The organism is Gordonia metallireducens (genome assembly GCF_021245825.1).
GTDB classification, from domain to species: domain Bacteria; phylum Actinomycetota; class Actinomycetes; order Mycobacteriales; family Mycobacteriaceae; genus Gordonia; species Gordonia namibiensis.
Window position 1 is genome coordinate 38,617 of record NZ_JAJQJP010000002.1, and the last position, 25,512, is coordinate 64,128.

Genomic DNA, 25,512 nt, shown 5'->3' on the forward strand with positions numbered 1-25,512 from the left:
CTGGTGACGGGGGCGCGGTCGTCGAGACGAGTGCATGGACCCATCTTGCGTGACCGCTCGCGTGCGACGCTCAGGCGGGTCGACGCGTGTCACCGAGCCGGGTCGGCGGTCGGGGCTCCGCGTAGCATCGGGCGCCGTGACCGACACCATGAGCTGGACCCAGTCGATCGTCCTCGGGGCGCTGCAGGGTCTCACCGAGTTCCTGCCGATCTCGTCGTCCGGGCATCTCCGTATCGCCTCGGAACTCATGTTCGGGGAGGACGCCGGCGCGTCGTTCACCGCGGTCACCCAGCTCGGTACCGAGGCGGCCGTGCTGCTGTTCTTCGCCAAGGACATCGTCCGCATCATCGCGGCGTGGTTCCGTGGCCTGTTCCACGCAGAGGAGCGGAGCCTCGACTACCGGATCGGATGGTATGTGATCTTCGCGACCATCCCGATCGGCATCATCGGCTTCGTCCTCAAGGACCAGATTCGCACGACCGGCCGGAATCTGTGGCTGGTGGCGATCATGCTGATCGTCTTCGCGGGTGTGTTCTGGCTGGCCGAGCGCTACGGAAAGAAGCAGCGTCCGCTGGAGGAGCTGACGCTGCGCGATGGCCTGGTGATGGGCGGCGCCCAGTGCCTGGCGCTGGTCCCCGGCGTCTCCCGGTCGGGTGCGACCGCCAGTGCGGGCCTGTTCCTCGGCCTCGAACGCGAGGCCGCCTTCCGGTTCTCGTTCCTGCTGGCCATCCCGGCGGTGACGGCCTCCGGCCTGTTCAGCCTGCCGGATGCGTTCAATCCGAGCGGCGATGGCATGGAGGCCACCGGGCCCCAGCTGCTGGTCGCGACGATCGTCGCCTTCATCGTCGGATATGCGGCCATCGCCTGGCTGCTGAAGTTCGTCAGCAACCACTCGATGAACTGGTTCGGCGCCTACCGGGTGATCCTCGGCGTCCTGCTGATCATCCTGCTGTCGACCGGCGCCATCTCCGCGACCTGACGATCCCGACGGTCCTCGTCGTGTGCGGGTCGCCCGCGCTCATGCCTATGGTTGTGGCATGACCGTGATCCTTCTCCGGCACGGCCGTTCGACGGCGAACACCTCGGGTGTGCTCGCCGGTCGTAGCCCCGGAGTCCACCTCGACGACCGGGGCCGCGAACAGGCCGACGACCTCGTGAGCCGCCTGGGCGACCACCTCGCCGAGATCAAGGCGGTGGTGCGATCGCCGCTCGACCGCTGCGCGGAGACCGTCGCACCGTTGCTCGCCGCACTCGGCACCAACGGCGACCGCCCGCCGGAGGTCGTCGTCGACGATCTCGCCGAGGTCGACTACGGCGGCTGGACCGGACGATCGATCTCCGAGCTGCTCAAGGAGCCGCTGTGGAAGGTCGTGCAGCAACAGCCCTCGGCGGCGGTCTTCCCCGACGGCGAGGGGCTCGCCGACGTCCAGGCCCGGGCGGTGCGCGCCATCCGCGACCTCGACCGCATCTACGGCGGACCGGACGGTTCCGGGGTGTGGGTCGCGTGTTCGCACGGCGACGTCATCAAGTCGATCGTCGCCGACGCCATGGGCAGCCATCTCGACGCCTTCCAGCGCATCGTCGTCGAGCCGGCGTCGATCAGCGTCATCCGCTACGCCTCGTCGCGCCCGTATGTGCACACCGTCAACAACACGCAGAAGCTCTCGATACCGACCCCGCGCCCGCCCGCCGGAGACGACCAGCAGGCCTCCGACGACGCGGTCGTGGGCGGGGACACCGGTGCCGCTGCGACGGTCCCGGCGACATCGGGATAATGAACACAACAATCAAGGAGGTGTGATGTCCCGAGCGATCCACGTGTTCCGCAGCCCGGACCGGTTCGTCGCCGGCACGATCGGGCAACCCGGTGACCGCACGTTCTACCTCCAGGCCGTCCACGAGACCCGCATCATCAGCGTGATGCTCGAGAAGCAGCAGGTCCAGATCCTCGCGGACCGGATCGGTGCGCTCCTCGACGAGATCCATCGCCGCTTCGGGACCCCGATCCCGCCGGCCACCGATCGGGTCGGCGACCTGAGCCCGCTCGTCATGCCCGTCGACGCCGAGTTCCGGGTCGGCACCATGGGATTGGGCTGGGACGCCGAGTCCGAGGCCGTCGTCGTGGAACTCCTCGCCATCACCGAGGGAGAGTTCGACGAGAGCGTCGTGCTCGACGACACCGACGAGGGACCCGATGCGGTGCGGGTGTTCCTGACCACCGCGGCCGCACGGGAATTCGCCGCCCGCTCGTCGAAGGTCATCTCCGCCGGCCGCCAGCCGTGCCCGCTGTGCAGCGAACCGCTCGACCCCGAAGGTCACCTGTGCGTGCGCACCAACGGCTACAAGCGCGATGCGGAGTTGAGCAAGTCGATCGACTTCATCGACCCTGAGGTCTTCAACAGCCTTGCGGCGCAGACCGATCCGAGCTTCCTCGTCGACGAGGACGACGACGACCCGGAGGGACCCGATGACGAGGATCCGGGCGCGTCCGGACCCTCCCAGGCGTGAGACAGGGGCACGGTCGTTGACATCGGAGGCCGCGAGCCCGCAACCCGAGCCCTCGGACCCGGTGCCGACTGAGGTGTCGACGCTCGAGATCCTCCGCGACGGTGAGCTGACGATCCTCGGTCGGATTCCGTCGGCGAGCAACGCCACCCTCGTGTGCGACGCAGTGCTCGACGAACAGACGGTCCGCTGCGTGTACAAGCCGGTCCGCGGCGAGGTCCCCCTGTGGGACTTCCCGGACGGCACGCTGGCCGGCCGCGAGGTCGCGTCGTACCTGATCTCGGAGGCACTCGGCTGGGGTGCCATCCCGACGACGATCCACCGCGACGGCCCGGTCGGCCCGGGGATGGTCCAGCGCTGGATCGAGACGCCCGACAACACCGAACACCCGCCCGTCGAGAACCAGCCCCGCGTCGACCTCGTCGACCTGTGCCCGGTCGACCGGGTGCCGACCGGCTTCTTCGCCGTCCTGCAGGCCTACGACCCGTACGGCGAACCCGTCGTGCTCGTCCACGCCGACGACCCACGACTCCAGCGACTCTCCGTGCTCGACGTCGTCCTGAACAACGCCGACCGGAAGGGCGGCCACGTGCTCGAGGGCCTCGACGGCGGGGTCTACGGCATCGACCACGGCATCTGCCTGCACTCCGAAGACAAACTCCGCACCGTCCTGTGGGGTTGGGCGGGGGAGCAGGTGCCCGGCCACCTGGTCGCCGACGTCGCCGAACTGGCCGAGAAGTTGGAGACCGACGGGTGTGCGCTGCGGGACGAACTGCTGCGTCACATCACCGCCGACGAGGTCGACGCACTCACGGTCCGGGCGATCGTGGTCGCCGAGAGCGAGACCATGCCGCTCCCGCCGGGCCACCGGCCCATCCCGTGGCCCCCCTTCTGACGCCCCACTGTGATCCGCGTCGCCGGACGACGCCGCTCCGACCGGGCCGTGAACACCTCGCGGTCCGTGGGCAATACAGTGGACGCCATGCAGTCGTGGCCCGATGTGGAACTTCCGGAGGTACCCGGCGAGGGACCTGCCCTTCGCCTCTATGACACCGCCGACCGTGCGGTCCGTCCGGTGACCCCCGGACAGACCGCCACCATGTACGTCTGCGGGATCACCCCGTACGACGCGACACATCTCGGCCACGCCGCCACGTATCTGACCTTCGATCAGGTCAACCGCGTCCTGCGGGACCAGGGACACGACGTCCACTACGTGCAGAACGTGACCGACGTCGACGACCCGCTGTTCGAGCGCGCCGACCGCGACGGGGTCGACTGGCGCGACCTCGGTGCGCGCGAGACGCAGCTCTTCCGCGACGACATGACGGCCCTGCGCGTGCTGCCGCCGCGCGACTACATCGGTGCCGTCGAGTCGATCGGTGAGGTCATCGAGGTCGTCGAGAAGCTGCTCGCCTCGGGCGCCGCTTACACCGTCGACGACGCCGAGTACCCGGATGTCTACTTCCGGACCGACGCCACCGAGCAGTTCGGCTACGAGTCCGGCTACGACCGCGAGACCATGGCCCGGTTCTTCGCCGAACGCGGCGGCGACCCCGACCGTGCGGGCAAGCGTGACCCCCTCGACGCCCTGCTGTGGCGCGCGAAGCGAGACGGCGAGCCGTCGTGGGACTCGCCCTTCGGTCCCGGACGTCCGGGCTGGCACATCGAGTGTTCGGCCATCGCACTGAACCGGCTCGGCATCGAGTTCGACATCCAGGGCGGCGGCAACGACCTGATCTTCCCGCACCACGAGTTCTCGGCCGCCCACGGCGAGGCGCTCACGGATTCGCGGCGCTTCGCCCGACACTACGTGCACACCGGCATGGTCGGCCTCGACGGCGAGAAGATGTCGAAGAGCCGCGGCAACCTGGTGTTCGTGTCGGTGCTGCGTCGCGAGGGCGTCGACCCGGCCGCGATCCGTCTCGCCCTGCTCGCCGACCACTACCGCGGGGACCGCATGTGGACCCAGTCGGTGCTCGACACCGCCGTCGAACGCCTCGACCGCTGGCGCACCGCCTTCGCCGCATCCACCGGTCCCGACGCGACAGATGTGATCGCGCGCGTCCGGCAGCATCTCGCCGACGATCTCGACACCCCGAAAGCACTTGCCGCAGTGGACGCCTGGTGCGCCGACGTCCGCAGCGGGATCGGCTCGTCGGCGGAGGCACCCGCGGCACTCGCGGCCGCGGTGGACGCGCTGCTCGGTATCCCGGCGACCCGGCAGAACTGATCCCTCCGGGTTGTGCGGGACGAACGGTGAGTGACCGCTCTGGGTACAGTGCTCTCGTGGCGCGCGTGCAAGAGATCAGACCAGACACCGACTCCGGGGTGTTCACCGTGGTCACCCGGACATCCACCTACCTGCTCGACTTCGGGGAGATGACGCTGCTGCGCGCCCCCGGTGTCGGCGGCACGGACAGCGAGGACTGGACCGTCAGTCGGCTGCGCCGTGATTCCGAGGACATCCCCCTGCTCGGGGTCAAGTCCTGCAGGCTCGGCGAATCCGCGCAGTTCTGGGTACGGGCCGCCGACGATCCCGACGTCCGCACGTGGCGGATCACCACACCGGTCGTGTCGATCGAGAAGATCGGCTGAGCTAGCCGCGAATCCGATCCCGTAGCGCGTTCAGGGCGTCGACATACAGGGGCGGCCGCTGCCGGTGGATGTCGTGTCCCGACGGGATGCGGTCGATCAGCAGGCAGTCCGGCATGAGCGTGTGCGCCCGGACCGCGTCGTCGGAGGTCATCGCGCCCAACAGGACGCCGTCCTGCTCATGGGTCGTCGTGTGCAACAGCGTCGTGGGTACGAGGACCCGGCCGAGGGTCTCGGCCTGGTCGAAGCCGGCCAGCCACGAGCCGTCGTAGAACATCTCCCCGTAGCGCAGGTCGTAGTCGCCGGTCCCGTCCTGCAGGCACGCCGTGAGTGCGATCGCACGGTTGAGGGTCGGCGGCAGCCACCACAGCTTCGGGATCACGTGCGGATCCCGGTCGAGCCGGCGCTCGAGCGGACCCCGGACCAGCGCCTCCCACGCGCGGTCGCCGAACATCGTCCGCAGGTGACTGTGCCGGACCCAGAACCGGGTCCAGTTGTCCGCATCCGCCGATGCGCCGGCCTCGAGGTAGCGGTGGATGTTCCGGAACGTGTCGAGCCAGGCGTAGGTCGCGTGTGCGCGGTCGGGTTCCGTGCCGAAGAACGGTGCGTCCTCGATGAGCACGGCCCGCACCCGGTCTCCGAAGTCGGCGGCCAGCCGCACGGCCAGGAGGCCGCCGGAGGAATGTCCCGCCACGACGACGGGGGCGCCGACGACGTCCTCGACGAACCAGGCGAGGGCCTCGGTCTGCGGCAGGGCCGGGTACAGCGACGGCGTCTTGGCCGAACCCCCGTGTCCGAAGGCATCGACGGCGAAGACGTGCCAGTCACGGGTGAGTGCGCCCAGCACGGCTGCGTAATCCGTCCACGAGACCTGCTGGCCGGGGATCAGCAGCAGGGGAGGGCCGTGTCGGGGTCCCTCGCCGTAGGTGATGACGGCACCGTCGGGGGTCGTGACCGCCCGCGGGCGCATCCCGCTTGACGCGAGCCGGGCAGCCTCGCGGGTGTCGTAGGTGAGATTGCGCGCGGCGTACGCCGCCGTACCGGCCCCCACCGCGGCGACACTCGCCGCGATCCCGGCGCCGGCACGTCGCGCCAACGTCGATCGGTGGCTGCTCACCCGCCGAACGGCCCCTGGCCGCGACGCTTGAGATAACGCTCGAACTCGGCGGCGAGGGCATCGCCGTCGATCTTCGCCATCACCTCGTCGGGATCCAACTCGGCGTCGCCGCGCTCCTCGAGCCCGCGGACGTAGTCGGCGATCTCCTCGTCGTCCTCGGTCATCTCGGTGACCGCTCGTTCCCATTCCTCGGCCTGTTCGGGCAGGGTGCCGAGCGGGACCTCGATGTCGAGCACTTCCTCGACGCGCGTCAGCAGCGCGACGGTGGCCTTCGGGTTGGGCGGGGTCGATACGTAGTGCGGCACCGCGGCCCAGAAGGACACCGCGGGCAGGCCCGCCTGCACGAAGAGGTCCTGCAGCACGCCGGTGATGCCCGTGGGGCCCTCGTAGCGGCTCTCCGCCAGGTTGTACCGGGCTGCCGACTCACTGCTGTAGGCCGTCCCGGTGACCGGCACCGGCCGGGTGTGCGGGGTGTCGGCGAGCAGTGCGCCGAGCATGACGGTGGTCTCGACCTCGAGCTCCTGGGCCAGTTCGACGATCTCGGCGCAGAACGCACGCCACCGCATGTTCGGTTCGATGCCGCGGACCAGCACGATGTCGCGGTCGGCGCCGCGCGGACTGCAGTACGAGATCGACGTCGTGGGCCACTCGATACGCCGGGTGACGCCGTCGACCTGCTTGACAGTGGGCCGGTTGACCTGGAAGTCGTAGTATTCGTCAGAGTCGATGTCGGCGAGCGGACGAGCGTCCCATTCGAGGGCGAGGTGCTCGACGGCGCTGCTGGCGGCGTCCCCGGCGTCGTTCCATCCCTCGAAGGCCGCGAGCAGAATGGGTCTGCGCAGCTGGGGAAGGTTCGACATCTGCTCAGCGTTCACCGAACCAGCCTACGACCGAACACCTAGAGAGGGCGAACTACGCTGTCAACCATGTCCTTCGAAAACTCCGGCCATCGACCGAGCGACTTCGACACGACCTTCATGTCGTCGATGTCGCGACGCGTCCTGATCGGCGACGGGGCGATGGGCACGATGCTCCAGGCCGCGGACCTGACCCTCGACGACTTCAACCAGCTCGAGGGCTGCAACGAGATCCTCAACGACACCCGCCCCGACGTCCTCGAGGGCATCCATCGTGCCTACTTCGAGGCCGGCGCCGACGCCGTCGAGACCAACACCTTCGGCTGCAACCTGTCGAACCTCGGCGACTACGACATCGCCGACCGCATCCGTGAGCTGGCCTACAAGGGCACCGCGATCGCACGCGGTGTGGCCGATGAGATGGGTCCGTCCGCCGACGGCACCGACCGGTACGTCCTCGGCTCGATGGGTCCCGGCACCAAGCTGCCCAGCCTCGGACACACGACGTTCGCCGCGATCCGCGACGCCTACCAGGAATGCGTCATCGGCATGCTCGAGGGCGGCGCCGACGCGGTGCTCATCGAGACCTCGCAGGACCTGCTGCAGGTGAAGGCTGCGGTCATCGCGGCACAGCGCGCCATGGACCAGGTGGGCCGCCGCATCCCGATCATCAGCCACGTCACGGTCGAGACGACCGGCACGATGCTGCTCGGTTCGGAGATCGGTGCTGCGCTGGCCGCCATCGAGCCGCTGGGTGTCGACCTCATCGGCCTGAACTGCGCCACCGGCCCGGCGGAGATGAGCGAGCACCTGCGCTACCTGTCGAAGCATGCGCGCATCCCGGTGTCGGTCATGCCGAACGCCGGTCTGCCCGTTCTCGGCGCGAAGGGTGCCGAGTACCCGCTGACGCCGGAGGAACTGGCCGAGTCGATGGCCCAGTTCGTCGGCGAGTTCGGGCTCTCCTTCGTCGGCGGTTGCTGCGGTACCACGCCGGAGCACATCCGCCAGGTCGCCGAGGCCGTCGCGCAGGTCACCCCCGCGACGCGCGCGCCCCAGCACGAGCCGGAGACGTCGTCGCTCTACACCGCGGTGCCCTTCGATCAGGATGCGAGCTTCCTGGTCATCGGTGAGCGCACGAACACCAACGGCTCCAAGGCATTCCGTGAGGCGATGATCGCCGAGGACTACCAGAGGTGCCTCGACATCGCCAAGGACCAGACCCGCGACGGTGCGCACATGCTCGACCTGAACGTCGACTACGTCGGTCGTGACGGCGCCGCAGACATGACTGCGCTCGCGAGCCGCTTCGCGACGTCGTCGACGCTGCCGATCATGCTCGACTCGACCGAGCCGGAGGTCATCCGCGCGGGTCTCGAGGCGCTCGGCGGTCGGTGCGCGGTCAACTCGGTGAACTACGAGGACGGCGACGGGCCGGACTCGCGGTTCAACAAGATCATGCGTCTCGTCGTCGAACACGGTGCGGCCGTTGTCGCCCTGACCATCGACGAGGAGGGGCAGGCGCGTACTGCGGACTGGAAGGTCCGGGTCGCCGAGCGTCTGATCGACGACATCACCGGCAACTGGGGTCTCGCCGAAGAGGACATCATCCTCGACACCCTGACCTTCCCGATCTCGACGGGTCAGGAGGAGGTCCGCCGCGACGGCATCGAGACGATCGAGGCCATCCGCCGGCTGCACGAGTCGCATCCCGATGTGCACTTCACGCTCGGCATCTCGAACATCTCGTTCGGCCTGAACCCGGCCGCCCGGCAGGTGCTGAACTCGGTGTTCCTGCACGAGTGCGTACAGGCCGGTCTCGACACCGCGATCGTGCACGCGTCGAAGATCCTGCCGATGGCGCGCATCCCGGAGGAGCATCGGCAGGTCGCGCTGGACCTGGTCTACGACCGCCGGAGTGAGGGTTACGACCCGCTGCAGAAGTTGATGCAGCTGTTCGAGGGTGTCTCGGCCGCCTCGGCTCGCGAGTCGCGCGCCCAGGAACTGGCCAAGCTGCCACTGTTCGAACGGTTGGAACGACGCATCGTCGACGGTGAGCGCAACGGTCTGACCGACGATCTCGACGAGGCGATGACGCAGGTCCCGCCGCTGTCGATCATCAACGACACCCTGCTGTCGGGCATGAAGACCGTCGGCGAGCTCTTCGGTTCGGGCCAGATGCAGCTGCCGTTCGTGCTGCAGTCCGCCGAGGTCATGAAGGCCGCTGTGGCGCACCTCGAACCGCACATGGAGGCGACCGGCGAGGACGGTAAGGGCCGTATCGTGCTGGCGACCGTCAAGGGCGACGTGCACGACATCGGCAAGAACCTCGTCGACATCATCCTGTCCAACAACGGATACGAGGTCGTCAACATCGGCATCAAGCAGCCGATCACGACCATCCTCGACGTCGCCGCCGACAAGAAGGCCGACGTCATCGGCATGTCCGGTCTGCTCGTGAAGTCGACCGTCGTCATGAAGGAGAACCTCGAGGAGATCAACACGCGTGGTCTCGCCGAGGAGTACCCGGTCCTGCTCGGCGGTGCGGCGCTGACGCGTTCGTACGTCGAGAACGACCTGTCGGAGGTCTACGAGGGCCACGTGCACTATGCGCGTGACGCTTTCGAGGGACTGCGACTGATGGACGACATCATGGCCCGCAAGCGCGGCGGCGGACCCGACCCGGACAGCGACGAGGCCAAGGCCGAGGCGGCCAAGACGGCCGAGCGCAAGGCACGCCACGAGCGGTCCAAGCGCATCGCCGCGAAGCGCAAGGCCGCCGAGGAGCCCGTCGAGGTGCCGGCGCGTTCGGATGTGGCCGCCGACAACGAGATCCCGACCCCACCGTTCTGGGGTTCGCGCATCGTCAAGGGTGTGCCGATCGCCGATTACCTGCAGCTGCTCGACGAGCGTGCGCTGTTCCTCGGCCAGTGGGGCCTGCGTGGCGCCCGTGGCGGCGACGGCCCGTCGTACGAGGAGCTCGTGGAGTCCGAGGGCCGGCCGCGGCTGCGCTACTGGATCGATCGGCTCGCGACCGAGAACATCCTGCAGCACGCCGCGGTGGTCTACGGCTACTATCCGGCGGTCAGCGAGGGTGACACCGTCCACGTGCTCACCGAGCCGGATCCCGATGCGCCGGTGCGGTTCAGCTTCTCGTTCCCGCGCCAGCAGCGCTCGAGGTTCCTGTGCATCGCCGACTTCATCCAGTCGCGTGAGGCAGCGAAGGCCGCCGGCCGGGTCGACGTCATGCCGTTCCAGCTCGTCACGATGGGACAGCCGATCGCCGACTTCGCGAACAAGCTGTTCGCCGAGGACGCCTACCGCGACTACCTCGAGGTGCACGGCATCGGTGTGCAGCTGACCGAGGCACTCGCCGAGTACTGGCATCAGCGTGTGCGCAGCGAGCTGAAGTTCGGCGACCGGTCGATGGACAGCGAGGATCCCGAGCATGCCCAGGGATTCTTCGACCTCGAATACCGTGGTGCGCGTTTCTCCTTCGGTTACGGCGCCTGCCCGGATCTCGAGGACCGCGCGAAGATGATCGAGCTGCTCGAGCCGGAGCGGATCGGTGTCCAGCTGTCGGAGGAGCTGCAGCTCCATCCGGAGCAGTCCACCGATGCGTTCGTGCTGCACCATCCGGAAGCCAAGTACTTCAACACGTAGGTGTTCGACGACTGATCGGGGGCGATGGGCGTGTCGGGAGTGATCGAACGGTCGCAGGGACCGGTCCGGATCATCGGGATCGATCGTCCCGACCGCCGCAACGCCGTCGACCGCGCGACCGCCGACGCCCTGGCCGATGCGTTCCGTCGGTTCGAGGCCGACGAGTCGGCGTCGGTGGCGGTGCTCTACGGCAAGGGTGGGACGTTCTGCGCCGGAGCCGATCTCAAGGCCATCGCCGACGGCACCCCGAATCGGGTGGAGGCCGACGGTGACGGCCCGATGGGCCCGAGCCGGATGCGACTGTCCAAGCCGGTGATCGCGGCGATCTCCGGTCACGCCGTTGCCGGCGGACTCGAACTCGCCCTCTGGGCGGACATGCGCGTCGTCGAGGAGGATGCCGTGTTCGGCGTCTTCTGCCGGCGGTGGGGCGTCCCGCTGATCGACGGTGGGACGGTGCGGCTTCCGCGTTTGATCGGGGAGAGTCGCGCGATGGACCTGATCCTCACCGGTCGTGCGGTCGCGGCCGACGAGGCGTTGCAGATCGGACTCGCGAATCGCGTTGTGCCGTCGGGGACCGCGCTCGACGCCGCCGTCGAACTCGCGACTCAGATCGCGCAGTTCCCGCAAACCTGCCTGCGCCAGGACCGGATGTCTGTTCTCGAGCAACACGGCCAGGACCTCGACGCCGCGATGAGCAACGAACTGCGCCACGGGATGGAGTCGTTGGCCTCCGACACCGTCGCGGGAGCCACCCGTTTCGCCGGTGGCGCTGGCCGCCACGGTCAGGGCGTCGCCTCCGCTCCCTGATGTGCGAGGAGCGCAAGCCGCTTGGCCGAGTACCAACGCGGGAGTGCAGTCCTCGCTCCCTGAGGTGCGAGGAGCGTGGCCGTTGGGCTGAGTGGCGACGAAGGAGCGTATCGAAGTCGACGAGCCACGAAGGGCTGGTGACTATCCCTCGGGACTCGTCACGCACGCGGGTATGCCGCGGCGAGGAGTAGTGAGGCGAGGGTGGCTTCGGCGTCGGAGGCGTTGCGGAGGTCGATGACCTCACGCAGGTGGAGGCGTGTTTCATTGCCGGACTCGGTGTCGGGTCCGTGGATTTCGGTGCGCACTTGTTGGAGGTGTTCGGCGAATCGGCGGGGTATGTCGGGGCGCCGGTTGATGCGTTCAGGATTCGGGGGTGCGCCGGGTTCGGCGTTGAGCCGCCAGGCGCAGCGGCCTTCGTCGGGTCCTTCGCGCACCATGCGGGTGGTGTAGCCGCCGGGTTGGTTACTGACCATGCGGTTGTGTTTCGGGCACGCCGGGGCGAGGTCGGTGATGTCGGTGAGGCCACCTGCTGCCCAATCGAGTTGGGCGTGATGCATCTCGACGTGTGCGGCGGCGAGGTCGCAGCCGGGGGTGGAGCAGCTTTCGCCGTCGGGTCGGGCGAAGGACACGAGTCGCTGTTCACGGGTGGCCAGGCGTTTGCCGCGGCCGAAGTACAGCGGGACCGCGGTGGCGCCTTTGAACACCGCCAACCAAGGCTGGGCGTCGGCGACCATGTTGATGAGCTCGGGGATGGGGATCAGCGTGCCGGTCGCGGTGGTGGCAAACCCGGCTTCGCGTCTGAGGTCGGTGAGGTCGGCTTTGATGATCAGCTGGGTCGGTAACCCGCGGTGACTCTTACCCAGGAGTCCGTCGTCGAAGACGGCTTTGAGCAGTGCATTGAACGCGTCGTGGTTGAGCTGGGCCGGGGTGCGATCATCGCGTTCGGCCGCAGCAGCCACAACCTCGGGGTCGGCGTCTTCGATCGACCCGTGTGGGGAATCGGGGTCGTCGGGGTTGTTCATGCCCGGTTTGGCCCACACGGCGAGCAGCATCGTGACCCGGGCGAGCAGTTCGGGGGTCAGGTTGGCGATCATCTTGGCGGTGCCGTCGACACGCTGGCGGTGGACCGACAGGTTGCGGCGACGTGTGCGGTCGGTGTCGTCGGCGAGTGCGCCGTCAGGATCGAGGTGAGCCAGTAGCCGCGCACCGAGGGCAGCGATGTCGGCTGGGGTGTGGTCGACGGCGATCTCGGCCATCTGTCGTTCGGCGGCGACTTTGATGTCGTGGTCGACGGCGTGCGGGATCTGCTCGAGCACCTCGACGACCGCTCGCACGTGCGCAGGCCCGACACGGCCACCGGCGAACGCCTCGGCCAGGGCGGGATGCTGCGGCGGCAGCTGCTCGCCGGTGTGGCTGGGAAAGGTTGCGGTGGCGGACATCTGGTTGCGGCGTCGGATCGGTTCGGCGACGCGCAAACGGTGAGTCATGAACTGGATGACGCTGCGGTGGCCGGTCTTGTGGGGGAGGTCTCGTTCGGTGGCTTCGACGATCTGGCGGTCACCGGCGAAACTCAGTCGCGCGATGGCACGTTCGGTTTCGGCAGCGACGTCGACGAGTTCGGAATCGGAGCACTGCGTCAGATCGGCGGTCTGCAGTTCGGCGGTGATCCGGTGCAATTCCTGCACGAGTTCATAAGCGCGCGAAACCGGGGCGCCGGACTGCGAGATCTCGGTCAAGACTGCCACCCCCCGGAGACATTGGTCGAATATATGTTCGATAGTACTCGCAATTCCGTTGCTGTGCAACGACTATCGAAACCCAATCGATCCCCGAAATTGTCGGTGTGGCATGGTATCGCGGCTATCCGTCCGGGCTGGCGCTCGGACGGACTCAACCAGCTAGCTGCTCCGTCAACTGCGGCACGATCTGCTTCTTCCGCGACACGATGCCCTTGCCGAAGGCGTGCCCGTCGGCAACCGTGACCCCGAGTGCGCGTTCGACGGCGTCCACGGGTTCGCCGACCACCAGAAGGTCGGAGTCGCAGGCGATCACATCGGTGATCAGCAGGAGGAACAGGTCGTGGCCGGCGGTCTCCTTCTCCGTGGCCATGGCCTCGAATAACTCGTCGCGGCGGGCGAGGACGGCGTCGGCGTCGACGGTGGTCAGCTGCGCGACGCGCACGCTCACCGAGCCCATCGTGAAGGTCTTGGCGTCGAGGCCGATGATCGAAGACGCCGGCTGGTCACCGAGTTCCGTTCCGGCACGCAGTAATTGGTTCCCGTAGTCCTCGAGGTCGACGCCCGCGATGGTCGCGAGTTCCTCCGCGGCGATGCGGTCGGAGTCGGTGGTCGTGGGTGAGTTCAGCAGGAGGGTGTCGGAGATGATCGCCGACAACATGATCCCGGCGGTGTCGGCGGGGATCTCGACCTCGCTCTCGGCATACATGCGCGTCAGGATCGAACACGTGCAGCCCACCGGCTCGACTCGCATGTACAGCGGCGCGGCGGTCTCGAAGTTCGCGATGCGGTGGTGGTCGATCACCTTGCGGATAGTCACGTCGGCGATGTCGGCGACACTCTGCTGGCGTTCGTTGTGGTCCACGAGCATCACGTCGTGGGGACTCGCATGCTCGATGACGCGCGGCGCTGTCAGCCCGAAGTGGTCGAGGGCGAAGGTCGTCTCGCGACCGGGCTTGCCGAGTGCGACGGCCTCGGCGTCGACGCCGAGGGCCTGTTCGAGACGAGCGAGTCCGATCGCGGAACCGATCGCGTCCGTGTCGGGGTTGCGGTGTCCGATGACGAGGACCTTCGACATGGCGACTCAGCTTTCGCTCGACGATGCTGAAACCCAGCCTACGGCGACTGCCCGAGAGAACAGTTGTAAATCTACAATCGTTGTATGTCTACAACCGATGCCGGCACGGGCCCGCGCTCGCAAACCGCCACCGAGGTGTGGTTCACCATGAACAGCCTCGTGCGCGACCAGGCCAGGGAATCCCGCACCCGCATCAGCGAGGTCATCGACATCCCCTTCAGCCGGTTCCGCGCGCTCCGTCGAGTGGCGGTACGACCGATGACGCAACGCGACCTCGCGGAGCGCATGGGCGTGGACGCCTCGGCGATGAGCGGCATCGTCAACGACCTCGTCGACCGTGGACTCGTGACCAGGGAGGCCGACGCCGATGACGGGCGATGTAAACGCGTGACCATCACCGACGCGGGACGCCGGGTGGTGGACGAGGTGACCACGAACCCCGCCACCGCACCGGAGATGTTCGCCGCCCTCGACGAGGTACAGCTCGGGCAGCTCGCCGAACTGCTCGACCTTCTCCGCACGGCGGCCGAGTCGTGAACGCCGCACGCGCGGCGCTGCGCGCACGGTCGGCCGACGGCACTCTGACCCGGCGGGACCGCCTCGTGATCCTCGCCACCTGCTGCCTGAGCCTGTTCATCGTCGGTCTCGACGTCTCTGCGGTGAACGTCGCTCTGCCGTCCATCAGTTCGGACCTCGGCGCGACGCCGGCGCAACTGCAGTGGGTCCTCGACTCGTATGCGCTGGTGATCGCGAGCCTGCTGATCTTCGGCGGCTCGCTCGGAGATCGCTTCGGCCGCAAGCGGATCTTCCAGGTCGGCTTGCTGACTTTCGGTGTCGCGTCGGTGCTGTGTTCGCTCGCGCCCACACCGGAGGCGCTGATCGGCGCACGCATGCTGCAGGCCGTCGGCGGGGCGATGCTCAACCCGGTCGCGCTGTCGATCGTCACCAACGTCTTCGTGGACCCACGTGAACGCGCCCAGGCGATCGGCTTGTGGGGCACGGCGTTCGGCATGAGCCTCGCGTTCGGACCGGTGGTCGGCGGGGCGCTCGTCTCCGGCATCGGGTGGGAGGCGATCTTCTGGCTCAACGTCCCGGTCTGCCTGTTCGCCCTCGGGCTGACGATGCGTTTCGTCCCGGAGTCGAGAGCCGAGCACGCACGTCGCGCCGATCCGGTCGGGCAGGTGCTGATCCTGACCCTCCTCGCGACCCTCACCTTCGCGATCATCGAGGGGCGTCCGCAGGGTTGGACGTCGCCGGGAGTGCTGGCGTGTTTCGCCGTCTCGGCGTGCGCGCTCATCGCGATGATCACCTACGAGAGTCGCCGCGAGGAGCCCCTTCTCGACCCGCGCTTCTTCCGGAGCGCGCCGTTCTCGAGCTCGGTGGCGTGTGCCGTCATCGCCTTCGCCGCCACCGGTGGCTTCCTCTTCCTCAACACCCTGTACCTGCAGGAGGTGCGCGGGATGTCGCCGCTGAACGCCGGACTGATGACCTTGCCGATGGCGGCCGCGTCCGTGGTCTGCGCGCCCATCGCCGGTCGGCTCGTGGGCGACCGGGGAGCCCGGACGCCGATGGTGATCGGGGGAGTCGGGATGGTGGCGGGCGCCCTGTTGCTCACCGGCCTCGGCAACGACACCTCCCTCGTCTACGTCGGCGCCGCCTACCTCGTCTTCGGGCTCGGTTTCGGATTCCTCAACGCGCCCATCACGAACGGGGCGGTGTCCGGGATGCCCCGCACGCAAGCGGGTCTGGCGTCGGCGATGGCCTCGACGGGCCGTCAGGTCGGCACCGCGCTCGGGGTCGCGGTGTTCGGCGCGGTGGCCTTTGCCGGGATGGAGGGATCGGTCGCCGACGGGCTCGCCTCGGCCGCCCGCCCGGTATGGATCAGCATGGCGCTGTGCGGCGCTGCGGTCCTCGTCCTCGCGTTCGTCTCGACCGGGGCGTGGGCACGCGGAACGGCTGCTCGCACCCGTGAGCGGATCGAGGCCACGTCGGGGACCTGGATCCCGTGACCGTTCCGGTCAGCGCGTCCCGGACTCGGTGACCGCCGACTCGACCGTCGTGTGCACGTCACACCACTCCGTGATCCGCTGCGCGACGGGGTCGGGCGTGCGCACCCAACCGATGTGCGTGGTGTTCCCGCCCTCCGGGCATTGCGCGTCGTCGTAGCGCCAATGGGTGATCGACTCGGGTGCGAAGGCGGCATCGAATGCCGCTGCCGCACCGTCGGTCACGATCTCGTCGCCGTCGAGCCGGATCGCCAGGGCCGGCGTGGTGATGGACCGGTCGAGCGCGAACGGCGCCCGTCCGGTCAGGACCATCCGCGCCCACTGCCTCATCAGCGTGCGGGGCGTCGGCCCGCCGAAACCCTGTCGGGGCCAGTGACCGACGATGCCCGACACCGGGGCGACGGCCGCGCCGATCGCGCCGAGGGCCACACCGCGAGCGCCGTAGTGCCGGAACGCCGGCACCGACGCACCGATCGCGACGATGCCGTCGGGCGTGTGATCGGACGTCTGCGCCACCATCGCGACCAGTTGTGCGCCGAGGCTGTGCCCGACCACCACGACCCGCGTGCCCGGGATCTCGGCGCGAGCGGCGGCGATCGCATCGGCGAGGTCGGCGGCCTCGTCCTCGTAGGACCAGTCCGCGGTACGTGACGGCGGCGTCGAACCCTCTTCCACGCCGCGGCGTGGAACGACACGCACCTCGTGGCCGTATCCCGTCAATGCCTCTGCCAACCGTCGGTAGACACGCGCCGGCACTGCCATTGCCGGGGAGATCAGGACGGTGGTGGGCCGGTCTGTGTTGGTCTGGGTCATGAATCCAACAGTGGCCGCATTCGGGCGCGGACACTACTACCTTCCAGGTAGTGGTCTGACCAGGGAGTGGTTTGAGGCGGGCCCGTTCCGGATACCGTCCCGGATGCTGCTGTGAACCCCACACCGACCGAGAGGCAAGTGACCGATGTCCGACGTGACCGATTTCTCCGAGACCTGTGCGCGTCTGGCCGACGCGATCGTGGAGCAGGGAGTGCACGTCGCGGTGGCGGAGTCGCTGACCGGCGGCAACCTGGCGAGCGAGTTGAGCAAGGCCCCGCAGGCCGGTGACTGGTTCCGCGGTGGCGTCATCGCTTACCACGAGGACGTGAAGTTCGGTCTGCTCGAGGTGCCCGAGGGGCCGGTCGTCAGCGAGACCGCCGCACGCGCCATGGCGGCGACCACCGCTCGACTCTTCGACGCCGAGATCGTCGTCGCGGTCACCGGCGAGGCGGGACCCGAACCCGACGAGGCCGCACCGGGAACCGTCTGGTTCGGATTCGACCATCGTGGCAAGGTCTCGGCGACCCGCAAGGAGTTCGACGGCGAGCCCGAAGACGTTCTCGCCCAGACCATCGCGTACTCACTCGAACTGATCGAGAGCTGTCTACGATGACCCCATGACCGTCGAGGTGGGAACCCTGCTGCAGCAGTGGCGGTCTCGCCGGTCCATCAGCCAGCTCGATCTCGCCTACGAGGTCGGGGTCTCACCGAAGCACCTGAGCTTCGTCGAGACCGGCAAGTCACGCCCGAGTCCGGCGCTGCTGCACGCGCTGGCCGAACGACTCGACATCCCTCTGCGAGATCGCAATTCGCTCCTCCTCGCGGCCGGTCACGCACCTCGCTACAGCGAAGAGCCCCTCGACTCGGCGACCATGACCCGCGTCCGCGGGGAGGTCAAGAGACTGCTCGACGCGCACAACCCGAACATCGGGATGGCCCTCGACCGCGCGTGGAACGTCGTGCTGGCCAACGACACCGCGATGCGGCTGTTGGCCCTGCTCCCGGACGAGCTCCAGGCCAGACCGGTCAACCTGTTCCGGGTGTCGCTGCACCCCGACGGCTTCGCGAAGATGACGCACAACCTCGACGAGTGGGCGTCCTACCTGCTCGACCTGCTCCGGCGGATGGTGCGCATCACCGGTGACGGACGACTCGCCGAGCTCGAACGCGAGGTGTCGTCGTATCCGACCGTGTCCGGTTTGAACGGCGGACCGGTGTCGGGCAGGTCGCGCGAGGTGGGTTCGCTGCTGGTGCCGTTCGAACTCGAACTCGGCGACGAGATCCTGTCCTTCTTCAGCACCCTGACCACCTTCGGATCCCCCCGCGACGTCACGCTCGAGGAGTTGACGATCGAGATGTTCTACCCGGCCGATGAGCCGACGGAACGGTGGGTTGCGATGATGCAGGGGTGACCGACACCGCTGATCCTGCCTCCCGACTGCCCGCCGCTGTTCTCTGGGACATGGACGGCACCCTGCTCGACTCCGAGCCGATCTGGGACATCGCGATGGCCGATCTGGCCACCCGGCACGGGATCGTCATGACCCGCGAACTCCGCGAATCGACGCTCGGTAACTCCCTGCCCGACGCGCTCGCCAAGGTGCACGACGCCGCCGGGCTGTCGGCCGACGAGCGCGATCCCGACGCGGATGGCCGCTGGACTCTCGACCGGGTCAACGAACTGTTCGCCGAGGACCTGCCGTGGCGTCCCGGTGCCCGCGAGGCCCTCGAACTCGTCGCCGACGCCGGTATCCCGATGGTGCTGGTCACCAACACGGTCCGGGAACTGACCGAGGTCGCACTCGAGACCATCGGCCGCCACCGCTTCGCCGCCACGGTCTGCGGCGACGAGGTCGCCGTCGGCAAACCCGCGCCCGACCCTTATCTGCGCGCCGCCGAACTGCTCGGTTTCTCGACCGCAGAATGCCTGGCGGTGGAGGATTCCCCGACCGGTGCGCAGGCCGCGTCGTCGGCCGGATGTCCCACCCTCGTCGTCGAATCGGCGGCACCGGTGGAGCGCGGTCCGCTGCGGGTGTTCCGGCAGTCTCTCGTCGGATTGGGACTCGACGACGTCACCGAGGCATGGACCGGCGGTCTCGCGCGTAGCGCGACATGCCAAAATGAGGAATCGTGAAGACATTCGAGGAGCTGTTCGCCGAACTCAGCGACAAGGCCGAGAACCGCCCCGAGGGGTCGGGCACGGTCGCCGCGCTCGACTCGGGTGTGCACACCCTGGGCAAGAAGATCATCGAGGAAGCCGGTGAGGTGTGGCTCGCCGCCGAGCACGAGTCCGACGAATCGCTGGGCGAGGAGATCTCCCAGCTCGTCTACTGGTTGCAGGTGATGATGATCAAGCGGGGCCTGAAGCTGGAGGACGTGTACCGACATCTGTGACCGGACGACCCGGCACCACAGACCACCACCTCCTGCTCAGCTGAGCGCAACCCCACGAAAAGGACATCGAGATGCTGCGAGTGGCCGTACCCAACAAGGGTGCGCTCTCCGAATCCGCGTCGGCCATCCTCGCCGAGGCGGGCTACCGCAAACGAAGTGACTCCAAGGACCTGACGGTTCTCGACAACGGCAACGACGTCGAGTTCTTCTTCCTGCGTCCCAAGGACATCGCCATCTACGTCGGGTCGGGACGCCTCGACCTCGGCATCACCGGCCGCGACCTCGCCCGCGACTCCGGCGCACAGGTCCACGAACAGCTCGGGATGGGCTTCGGATCGTCGACCTTCCGCTACGCGGCCCCCGCCGACCAGGAGTGGACCGTCGCCGACCTCGCCGGCAAGCGGGTCGCCACGTCGTACCCGAACCTGGTTCGCGACGACCTTGCCGGCCGCGGCATCACCGCCGACATCATCCGGCTCGACGGCGCGGTCGAGATCTCGATCCAGCTCGGGGTGGCCGACGCCATCGCCGACGTCGTCGGCTCCGGTCGAACGCTTCGCCAGCACGGACTCGCCGCCTTCGGCGAGTCACTGTGCGACTCCGAGGCCGTCCTCATCTCCCGACGCGACGCCGAACTGACCAAGGCCGAGAAGCAGTTCATCGCCCGCGTCCAGGGCGTCGTCTTCGGCCAGCAGTACGTGATGATCGACTACGACTGCCCGAAGAACCTGCTCGACCAGGCATCGGCGATCACCCCGGGACTCGAATCCCCGACGGTCGCCCCGATGGCCGATCCCGACTGGGTCGCCGTCCGTGCCATGGTTCCGCGCAAGGACCACCAGAACCTGATGGACGAGCTCTCCGAGCTGGGCGCGAAGGCGATCCTCGCCACCGACATCCGGTCCTGCCGGTTCTGACCCTTCGAGACGGCCTTCGCAAGCTCAGGCCTCCTCAGGGAGCAGAAGAGGGGCACCCTCATCCAAGATGGGAGTGCCCCTTCTTGCTGCCTGATCCGAAAGAACGCAACGCACCCAGGTCCGCTGCCTGAGGTGCGAGGAGCGCAAGCGACGAGCCACGAAGGCCTGGTGAGCGAACTCGCCAGGCCTCTGTGGGTTCACGACTAGCCCACGGCGTTGAGCAACACCGTCTGCGCCGACCGGCCGATGTAGCCGGAGGTGTCGTACAGGTCGCCGAGGGTCGCGCCGAAGCCGTCGGGTCCGGCGACCATGTTGGCGTCGATGCCGACCCACGGTCCGCTCGGCACCCGCGTCAGGTGCACGGTGGTGTCGGTGTTCATCCAGGACCAGCGGTCCGGGCGCAGCCGCGTGCCCACTCCGTTGGCGACGTCGATGACGATGAACATCGCCTCGAGGTCCGACGTCTTCTCACCCTCGACCAGCGGGAGGACTGCGCGCAGCCATACCGCCGGTGTCTCGCCGTAGCGGCCCTCGGTGCGTGCCGACTCGACGGTGCCGATGAACCCGAGCGTTCCCCAGTCCACCGCTTCGCCGCTGTCGTCGGGGAACCCGATCTGGCTCGGCAGCTCGTCGGGCAGTGGGGTCAGGGGAGCGGGACCGTTGGCGATCTCACTGGTGTCCGCGCCGCGGATGCGCCAGCCCACCGACTTCGCGGCCGTGCGGAACGAGCCGTCGGCCTGTTGCACCTCGAGTTCGGTCTCGACGAGACTGATCTGCCGACCCGGACGGGTCACTCGAGCGTGAATCCGGTTGACGCCCAATCCGATCGGGCCGAGGATCTCGGTCGTCACGCGGGTGAAGTGCTGCGTCGGATCGGGATCGCAGCGCAACAGTGAGCGCATCATCAGCGCCGACGGTGGGCCACCGTGCTGCATGGTCGGCGACCACACGCTCAGGGTGGCCTCGGTCGGCTGGAAATACTCATATCGCGCCGACGGGTCGCCGGCCGGGCTGGTGCCGTCGGACGCCGGGGCGTCGACGGGTACGTAGTACGAACTCTCCACATTCCCAGCCTATGTGCATCTACATAATCGGGCGGCCCGGGGTGTGCGTCAGGCCACGAACCCGGGCGGCGGACCCGGGTAGGGCGGGATCTCGCCGCCGAACTCCGGGCACCGCGACTGGTGTTCGCAGAACCGGCACATCCGGGACTTCCGCGGCCGGAAATCCCCGGATGCGACGGCCGTGCGGATGGCCTGCCAGATCGCGCGCAGCGTCCGCTCGAAGCGGAGGAGCTCGTCGTGGTCGGGGTGGTAGATCAGCTGCTGGCCGTCGGACAGGTACATGAGCTGCAGCCGAGCCGGCACGACGCCACGCGTGCGCAGGATCGCCAGGGCATAGAACTTCATCTGGAACAACGCCTTGGCCTCATAGGCCTCGCCGGGGGAGCGTCCGGTCTTGTAGTCGACGACGCGGATCTCACCGGTCGGTGCGACGTCGATGCGGTCGATGAAGCCGCGCATCAGCATGTCGTCGGCCTCGATCTCGACGTGTTCCTCCACCGCGTCGGCGTCGAAGGCGGTGGGATTCTCCATCGTGTAGTACGTCGCGATGAGCTTGTGGGCACCGGCGATGAACGCCGCCTGACCGCCCTCGCCGATCACCCGGGCGAGCTGCGGATCCTCCTCGCACAGGGCCGCCCAAGCGCCCTCGACGAGCAGTTCCGCCGAATCCTGGGTGCGGAGCTCGGCAGGCATGTCGAAGAGGTTCTCGAGTGCCGCATGGACGACGGTGCCACGGGTCTGCGCGGCGGTCGGGGTCTCCGGGAAGCGGTCGATGGCGCGGAACCGGTACAGCAGCGGGCACTGCTTGAAGTCCGCCGCCCGCGACGGCGACAAGGCCAGGGGTCGTCCGACGATCCCGCGAGCCCCCTCCGACGGGGGTGGCTCCGGCGCGGGGGCCGCGCTGGTGGAGGGGTCGTCGGTGCCGGTCATCGTGCTCACATCTCGCAGACTAGGCCGCGGCCCCGACACTCTGCCGGTCCGACACCCACCTGCGGTCGGGTATCGTCCTCACGGCCCACCGGACTCCCGACCACCACCGATCCGCCCAGCGCGGAGGCGTCGGCTCCGTCCCGTTCACGAGAGGAAGCACCCAGTGCCCACCACCGGACCGTTCGCCGTCGGCGACCGGGTTCAACTGACCGATGCCAAGGGCCGAAAGTTCACGGTGCTCCTCGAAGAGGGCAAGCAGTTCCACACCCACCGCGGCGCCATCTCGCACGACGACCTCATCGGTTCGCCCGAGGGCAGCGTCGTCTCGGCCACCAGCGGCACCCAGTACCTCGCGCTGCGGCCGCTGCTCGTCGACTACGTGCTCTCGATGCCGCGCGGCGCGCAGGTCATCTACCCCAAGGACGCCGCGCAGATCGTCCTTGAGGGCGACATCTTCCCGGGCGCCCGCGTCCTGGAGGCCGGTGCCGGCTCCGGCGCGCTGACGTGTTCGCTGCTGCGCGCCGTCGGCAGCGAGGGCGAGGTGAACTCCTTCGAGATCCGCGAGGACCACGCCGAGCACGCGATCCGCAACGTGGAGACCTTCTTCGGCGGCCGCCCGGACAACTGGAACATCGTCGTCGACGACCTCGCGAACGTCGACCAGGACGAGCGCTTCGACCGCGTCATCCTCGACATGCTCGCACCGTGGGAACCCCTTGACGTCGTGCGCACCGTGTTGAAACCAGGCGGAGTCCTGACCATTTATGTGGCGACCGTCACCCAGCTCTCGCGCGTCATCGAGGCGCTGCGCGAGCAGGAGTGCTGGACCGAGCCCCGCGCCTGGGAGACCCTGCTGCGCGAGTGGTCGGCGGTCGGCCTGGCCGTTCGTCCCGAGCACAAAATGCAAGGCCACACCGCGTTTCTCATCACCGCCCGCCGACTCGCCGACGGCACCACCACGTTGCGTCCGCAGCGTCGGCCCACGAAGGGGTGAGTTCGGCCGGTCTCACGGGCCGCAAGATCGCGATTCCGTTGCGAAGGCGCACATTTAACACACCGTCAACACCGCCATTTGGCGGGTGAAGGGCGATTCTGCGTCCGTGCCGGTAGCGTAGGGATACGGCGCGAGCATTCCGATCGAGGGATCGGGTGATTGCCGGGGAGAGGAGTCAGCAATGACCGAATCTGACCGCCATGACGCCACCGGGGACCGCGCGGTCCCCGAGAGCGCGAGTGCACCCGAAGAGGGCTTCACCCCTGCCTACACCCCGCCTCTTGCGCGGAGTGGTTCCGAACGCCCGTCGTTCGGACGTCAGGCAGACACCGAAAGCCTCCAGGAACGCGTCGACAGCCTCACGGCACGCAACGCGAAGCTGCTCGACACGCTCAAGGAAGCGCGTCAGCAGCTCGTCGCCCTGCGCGAGGAGGTCGACCGTCTCGGTCAGCCGCCGAGTGGCTACGGGGTCCTGCTCGACGTGTACCCCGACGCGACCGTCGACGTGTTCACCTCCGGTCGCAAGATGCGGCTCACCTGTTCGCCGAACATCGACACCGAGACCCTGACCAAGGGGCAGACGCTTCGTCTGAACGAGGCCCTGACCATCGTCGAGGCGTGCGAGTTCGACACGGTCGGCGAGATCAGCACCCTGCGCGAGGTTCTCGGGGACGGCAAGCGGGCGCTGGTCGTCGGCCACGCCGACGAGGAGCGCGTCGTGTGGCTGGCCGAGCCGTTGCTGGGCGAGGTCGACGCGGAGGACGGCAAGCGCCGCAAGCTGCGTCCGGGCGACTCGCTGCTCATCGACACCAAAGCCGGATTCGCCTTCGAACGGGTGCCCAAGGCCGAGGTCGAGGACCTCGTCCTCGAAGAGGTGCCCGACGTCGGGTACGAGGACATCGGTGGTCTGGGCCGGCAGATCGAGCAGATCCGCGACGCCGTCGAGCTGCCGTTCCTGCACAAGGACCTGTTCCGCGACTACCAGTTGCGGCCGCCGAAGGGCGTGCTGCTCTACGGTCCGCCCGGGTGTGGCAAGACCCTCATCGCCAAGGCCGTCGCCAATTCGCTGGCGAAGAAGATCGCCCTGGCCCGTGGCGACGACGCCAAGGAGGCGAAGTCCTACTTCCTGAACATCAAGGGCCCCGAGCTGCTGAACAAGTTCGTCGGTGAGACCGAGCGTCACATCCGGCTGATCTTCCAGCGCGCCCGGGAGAAGGCGTCCGAGGGCACCCCGGTCATCGTGTTCTTCGACGAGATGGACTCGATCTTCCGCACCCGCGGTTCCGGTGTCTCCTCCGACGTCGAGACCACGGTCGTCCCGCAGCTGCTCAGCGAGATCGACGGTGTCGAAGGCCTCGAGAACGTCATCGTGATCGGTGCGTCGAACCGCGAGGACATGATCGACCCCGCGATCCTGCGTCCCGGCCGCCTCGACGTGAAGATCAAGATCGAGCGTCCCGACGCCGAGTCGGCGATCGACATCTTCTCGAAGTACCTCACCGAGGAACTGCCGATCCACGCCGACGACATCGGCGAGTTCGGCGGCGATCGCACGGCCTGCATCAAGGCGATGATCGAGAAGGTCGTCGAGCGGATGTACGCCGAGAGCGAGGACAACCGGTTCCTCGAGGTCACCTACGCCAACGGCGACAAGGAGATCATGTACTTCAAGGACTTCAACTCGGGCGCGATGATCCAGAACGTCGTCGACCGTGCGAAGAAGTACGCGATCAAGTCGCAGCTCGACTCCGGTGCCCCGGGTCTGCGTGTGCAGCACCTCTTCGATTCGATCCTCGACGAGTTCGCGGAGAACGAAGATCTGCCCAACACCACCAACCCGGACGACTGGGCTCGCATCTCGGGCAAGAAGGGCGAGCGGATCGTCTACATCCGCACGCTGGTCACCGGCAAGTCCTCCGGGGCGAGCCGCGCCATCGACACCGAGACGAACACCGGTCAGTACCTGTAACACGCGCCTCACCCAGCAGACGACCGACTCCCCACGGGGTCGGTCGTCTGCTGTACAGAACGGCATGAAA

General features: G+C 68.1%; 24 protein-coding genes. 17 read left to right on the forward strand and 7 right to left on the reverse strand.

Annotated elements, in window-relative coordinates; genetic code table 11:
• Positions 1–136: 136 nt before the first annotated feature.
• The 6 genes from LQD00_RS00315 (at position 137) to LQD00_RS00340 (ending at position 5,103) form a co-directional block, all read left to right on the forward strand.
• Positions 137–979: an undecaprenyl-diphosphate phosphatase gene (locus tag LQD00_RS00315; protein ID WP_232715138.1), complete on the forward strand. Its 843-nt coding sequence runs from the start codon at positions 137–139 to the stop codon at positions 977–979.
• Positions 980–1,037: 58 nt separating this feature from the next.
• Positions 1,038–1,775 carry an MSMEG_4193 family putative phosphomutase gene (locus LQD00_RS00320; protein ID WP_232715139.1) on the forward strand — a complete coding sequence of 246 codons (738 nt, stop codon included), beginning with the start codon at positions 1,038–1,040 and terminating at the stop codon, positions 1,773–1,775.
• A 25-nt stretch (positions 1,776–1,800) separates the two neighbouring features.
• Positions 1,801–2,508 (forward strand): DUF3090 domain-containing protein, encoded by a 708-nt coding sequence (locus LQD00_RS00325; protein WP_232715140.1) that lies wholly within the window; start codon positions 1,801–1,803, stop codon positions 2,506–2,508.
• A 16-nt stretch (positions 2,509–2,524) separates the two neighbouring features.
• Entirely contained in the window at positions 2,525–3,400 is an 876-nt protein-coding gene (locus LQD00_RS00330) for an SCO1664 family protein (RefSeq protein WP_232715141.1), read from the forward strand.
• Positions 3,401–3,487: 87 nt separating this feature from the next.
• Positions 3,488–4,738, forward strand: a complete 1,251-nt coding sequence (gene mshC, locus LQD00_RS00335) for a cysteine--1-D-myo-inosityl 2-amino-2-deoxy-alpha-D-glucopyranoside ligase (RefSeq protein WP_232715142.1) — start codon at positions 3,488–3,490, stop codon at positions 4,736–4,738.
• Between the two features lie 56 nt (positions 4,739–4,794).
• A complete protein-coding gene (locus tag LQD00_RS00340) occupies positions 4,795–5,103 on the forward strand; it encodes a hypothetical protein (protein ID WP_006360419.1) in 309 nt (102 codons plus the stop codon).
• Between the two features lies 1 nt (position 5,104).
• Here LQD00_RS00340 and LQD00_RS00345 read toward each other — a convergent pair whose 3' ends face one another.
• Together LQD00_RS00345 and LQD00_RS00350 are read right to left on the reverse strand one after the other, a co-directional pair.
• On the reverse strand, positions 5,105–6,217 hold the full coding sequence (locus tag LQD00_RS00345) for an alpha/beta fold hydrolase (RefSeq protein ID WP_232715143.1): 1,113 nt from the start codon (positions 6,215–6,217) through the stop codon (positions 5,105–5,107).
• The gene (locus LQD00_RS00350) at positions 6,214–7,092 is read right to left on the reverse strand and encodes a PAC2 family protein (protein ID WP_232715144.1); all 879 of its coding nucleotides are present in this window, start codon (positions 7,090–7,092) and stop codon (positions 6,214–6,216) included. Before LQD00_RS00350 ends, LQD00_RS00345 begins: the two co-directional genes overlap by 4 nt.
• Before the next feature lie 51 nt (positions 7,093–7,143).
• Here LQD00_RS00350 and metH point away from each other — a divergent pair, with 51 nt between their 5' ends.
• Together metH and LQD00_RS00360 are read left to right on the forward strand one after the other, a co-directional pair.
• Positions 7,144–10,734 (forward strand): methionine synthase, encoded by a 3,591-nt coding sequence (metH, locus tag LQD00_RS00355; RefSeq protein ID WP_232715145.1) that lies wholly within the window; start codon positions 7,144–7,146, stop codon positions 10,732–10,734.
• Positions 10,735–10,758: 24 nt separating this feature from the next.
• A complete protein-coding gene (locus tag LQD00_RS00360; RefSeq protein WP_232715146.1) occupies positions 10,759–11,541 on the forward strand; it encodes a crotonase/enoyl-CoA hydratase family protein in 783 nt (260 codons plus the stop codon).
• 158 nt (positions 11,542–11,699) lie between these two features.
• Here the strand turns inward: LQD00_RS00360 and LQD00_RS00365 are convergent, their stop codons facing one another.
• Both LQD00_RS00365 and LQD00_RS00370 read right to left on the reverse strand, forming a co-directional pair.
• Positions 11,700–13,277 carry an HNH endonuclease signature motif containing protein gene (locus LQD00_RS00365; RefSeq protein WP_232715412.1) on the reverse strand — a complete coding sequence of 526 codons (1,578 nt, stop codon included), beginning with the start codon at positions 13,275–13,277 and terminating at the stop codon, positions 11,700–11,702.
• Between the two features lie 154 nt (positions 13,278–13,431).
• The gene (locus tag LQD00_RS00370; RefSeq protein WP_232715147.1) at positions 13,432–14,355 is read right to left on the reverse strand and encodes a manganese-dependent inorganic pyrophosphatase; all 924 of its coding nucleotides are present in this window, start codon (positions 14,353–14,355) and stop codon (positions 13,432–13,434) included.
• Positions 14,356–14,439: 84 nt separating this feature from the next.
• Between LQD00_RS00370 and LQD00_RS00375 the strand changes: the two genes are divergently transcribed.
• Together LQD00_RS00375 and LQD00_RS00380 are read left to right on the forward strand one after the other, a co-directional pair.
• Positions 14,440–14,892 (forward strand): MarR family winged helix-turn-helix transcriptional regulator, encoded by a 453-nt coding sequence (locus LQD00_RS00375; RefSeq protein WP_232715148.1) that lies wholly within the window; start codon positions 14,440–14,442, stop codon positions 14,890–14,892.
• The gene (locus LQD00_RS00380; protein WP_232715149.1) at positions 14,889–16,364 is read left to right on the forward strand and encodes an MFS transporter; all 1,476 of its coding nucleotides are present in this window, start codon (positions 14,889–14,891) and stop codon (positions 16,362–16,364) included. Before LQD00_RS00375 ends, LQD00_RS00380 begins: the two co-directional genes overlap by 4 nt.
• A gap of 9 nt (positions 16,365–16,373) precedes the next feature.
• Here the strand turns inward: LQD00_RS00380 and LQD00_RS00385 are convergent, their stop codons facing one another.
• A complete protein-coding gene (locus tag LQD00_RS00385) occupies positions 16,374–17,174 on the reverse strand; it encodes an alpha/beta fold hydrolase (protein WP_232715150.1) in 801 nt (266 codons plus the stop codon).
• Between the two features lie 145 nt (positions 17,175–17,319).
• Between LQD00_RS00385 and LQD00_RS00390 the strand changes: the two genes are divergently transcribed.
• The 5 genes from LQD00_RS00390 to hisG all read left to right on the forward strand — a co-directional run bounded on the left by LQD00_RS00390 (position 17,320) and on the right by hisG (position 20,485).
• The gene (locus LQD00_RS00390; RefSeq protein WP_232715151.1) at positions 17,320–17,787 is read left to right on the forward strand and encodes a CinA family protein; all 468 of its coding nucleotides are present in this window, start codon (positions 17,320–17,322) and stop codon (positions 17,785–17,787) included.
• Positions 17,788–17,791: 4 nt separating this feature from the next.
• Entirely contained in the window at positions 17,792–18,586 is a 795-nt protein-coding gene (locus tag LQD00_RS00395; RefSeq protein ID WP_232715152.1) for a helix-turn-helix transcriptional regulator, read from the forward strand.
• Positions 18,583–19,308, forward strand: coding sequence for an HAD family hydrolase (locus tag LQD00_RS00400; RefSeq protein ID WP_308195908.1), 726 nt, complete (start codon positions 18,583–18,585; stop codon positions 19,306–19,308). Before LQD00_RS00395 ends, LQD00_RS00400 begins: the two co-directional genes overlap by 4 nt.
• Complete coding sequence (locus LQD00_RS00405) at positions 19,305–19,568, forward strand: phosphoribosyl-ATP diphosphatase (protein WP_006437957.1); 264 nt, start codon at positions 19,305–19,307, stop codon at positions 19,566–19,568. Before LQD00_RS00400 ends, LQD00_RS00405 begins: the two co-directional genes overlap by 4 nt.
• Before the next feature lie 71 nt (positions 19,569–19,639).
• Entirely contained in the window at positions 19,640–20,485 is an 846-nt protein-coding gene (hisG, locus tag LQD00_RS00410) for an ATP phosphoribosyltransferase (RefSeq protein ID WP_232715153.1), read from the forward strand.
• 203 nt (positions 20,486–20,688) lie between these two features.
• On the opposite strand, the gene LQD00_RS00415 is transcribed toward hisG, so the two are convergent.
• Entirely contained in the window at positions 20,689–21,549 is an 861-nt protein-coding gene (locus LQD00_RS00415) for a thioesterase family protein (RefSeq protein WP_232715154.1), read from the reverse strand.
• Between the two features lie 48 nt (positions 21,550–21,597).
• Complete coding sequence (locus LQD00_RS00420) at positions 21,598–22,479, reverse strand: RecB family exonuclease (protein ID WP_232715414.1); 882 nt, start codon at positions 22,477–22,479, stop codon at positions 21,598–21,600.
• Positions 22,480–22,642: 163 nt separating this feature from the next.
• Between LQD00_RS00420 and LQD00_RS00425 the strand changes: the two genes are divergently transcribed.
• On the forward strand, positions 22,643–23,473 hold the full coding sequence (locus tag LQD00_RS00425) for a tRNA (adenine-N1)-methyltransferase (protein WP_154883362.1): 831 nt from the start codon (positions 22,643–22,645) through the stop codon (positions 23,471–23,473).
• A gap of 181 nt (positions 23,474–23,654) precedes the next feature.
• Positions 23,655–25,442 (forward strand): proteasome ATPase, encoded by a 1,788-nt coding sequence (arc, locus tag LQD00_RS00430; RefSeq protein ID WP_232715155.1) that lies wholly within the window; start codon positions 23,655–23,657, stop codon positions 25,440–25,442.
• The last annotated feature ends 70 nt before the right edge of the window (positions 25,443–25,512 follow it).

Excerpts from the sequence above, each read along its gene's own strand:
- LQD00_RS00320 (WP_232715139.1), top strand. The coding sequence starts at position 1,038 with ATGACCGTGATCCTTCTCCGGCACGGCCGTTCGACGGCGAACACCTCG.
- LQD00_RS00325 (WP_232715140.1), top strand. The coding sequence starts at position 1,801 with ATGTCCCGAGCGATCCACGTGTTCCGCAGCCCGGACCGGTTCGTCGCC.
- mshC (WP_232715142.1), top strand. The coding sequence starts at position 3,488 with ATGCAGTCGTGGCCCGATGTGGAACTTCCGGAGGTACCCGGCGAGGGA.
- metH (WP_232715145.1), top strand. The coding sequence starts at position 7,144 with ATGTCCTTCGAAAACTCCGGCCATCGACCGAGCGACTTCGACACGACC.
- LQD00_RS00360 (WP_232715146.1), top strand. The coding sequence starts at position 10,759 with ATGGGCGTGTCGGGAGTGATCGAACGGTCGCAGGGACCGGTCCGGATC.
- LQD00_RS00370 (WP_232715147.1), bottom strand. The coding sequence starts at position 14,355 with ATGTCGAAGGTCCTCGTCATCGGACACCGCAACCCCGACACGGACGCG.
- LQD00_RS00375 (WP_232715148.1), top strand. The coding sequence starts at position 14,440 with ATGTCTACAACCGATGCCGGCACGGGCCCGCGCTCGCAAACCGCCACC.
- LQD00_RS00385 (WP_232715150.1), bottom strand. The coding sequence starts at position 17,174 with ATGACCCAGACCAACACAGACCGGCCCACCACCGTCCTGATCTCCCCG.
- LQD00_RS00390 (WP_232715151.1), top strand. The coding sequence starts at position 17,320 with ATGTCCGACGTGACCGATTTCTCCGAGACCTGTGCGCGTCTGGCCGAC.
- LQD00_RS00395 (WP_232715152.1), top strand. The coding sequence starts at position 17,792 with ATGACCGTCGAGGTGGGAACCCTGCTGCAGCAGTGGCGGTCTCGCCGG.
- hisG (WP_232715153.1), top strand. The coding sequence starts at position 19,640 with ATGCTGCGAGTGGCCGTACCCAACAAGGGTGCGCTCTCCGAATCCGCG.
- LQD00_RS00420 (WP_232715414.1), bottom strand. The coding sequence starts at position 22,479 with ATGACCGGCACCGACGACCCCTCCACCAGCGCGGCCCCCGCGCCGGAG.
- arc (WP_232715155.1), top strand. The coding sequence starts at position 23,655 with ATGACCGAATCTGACCGCCATGACGCCACCGGGGACCGCGCGGTCCCC.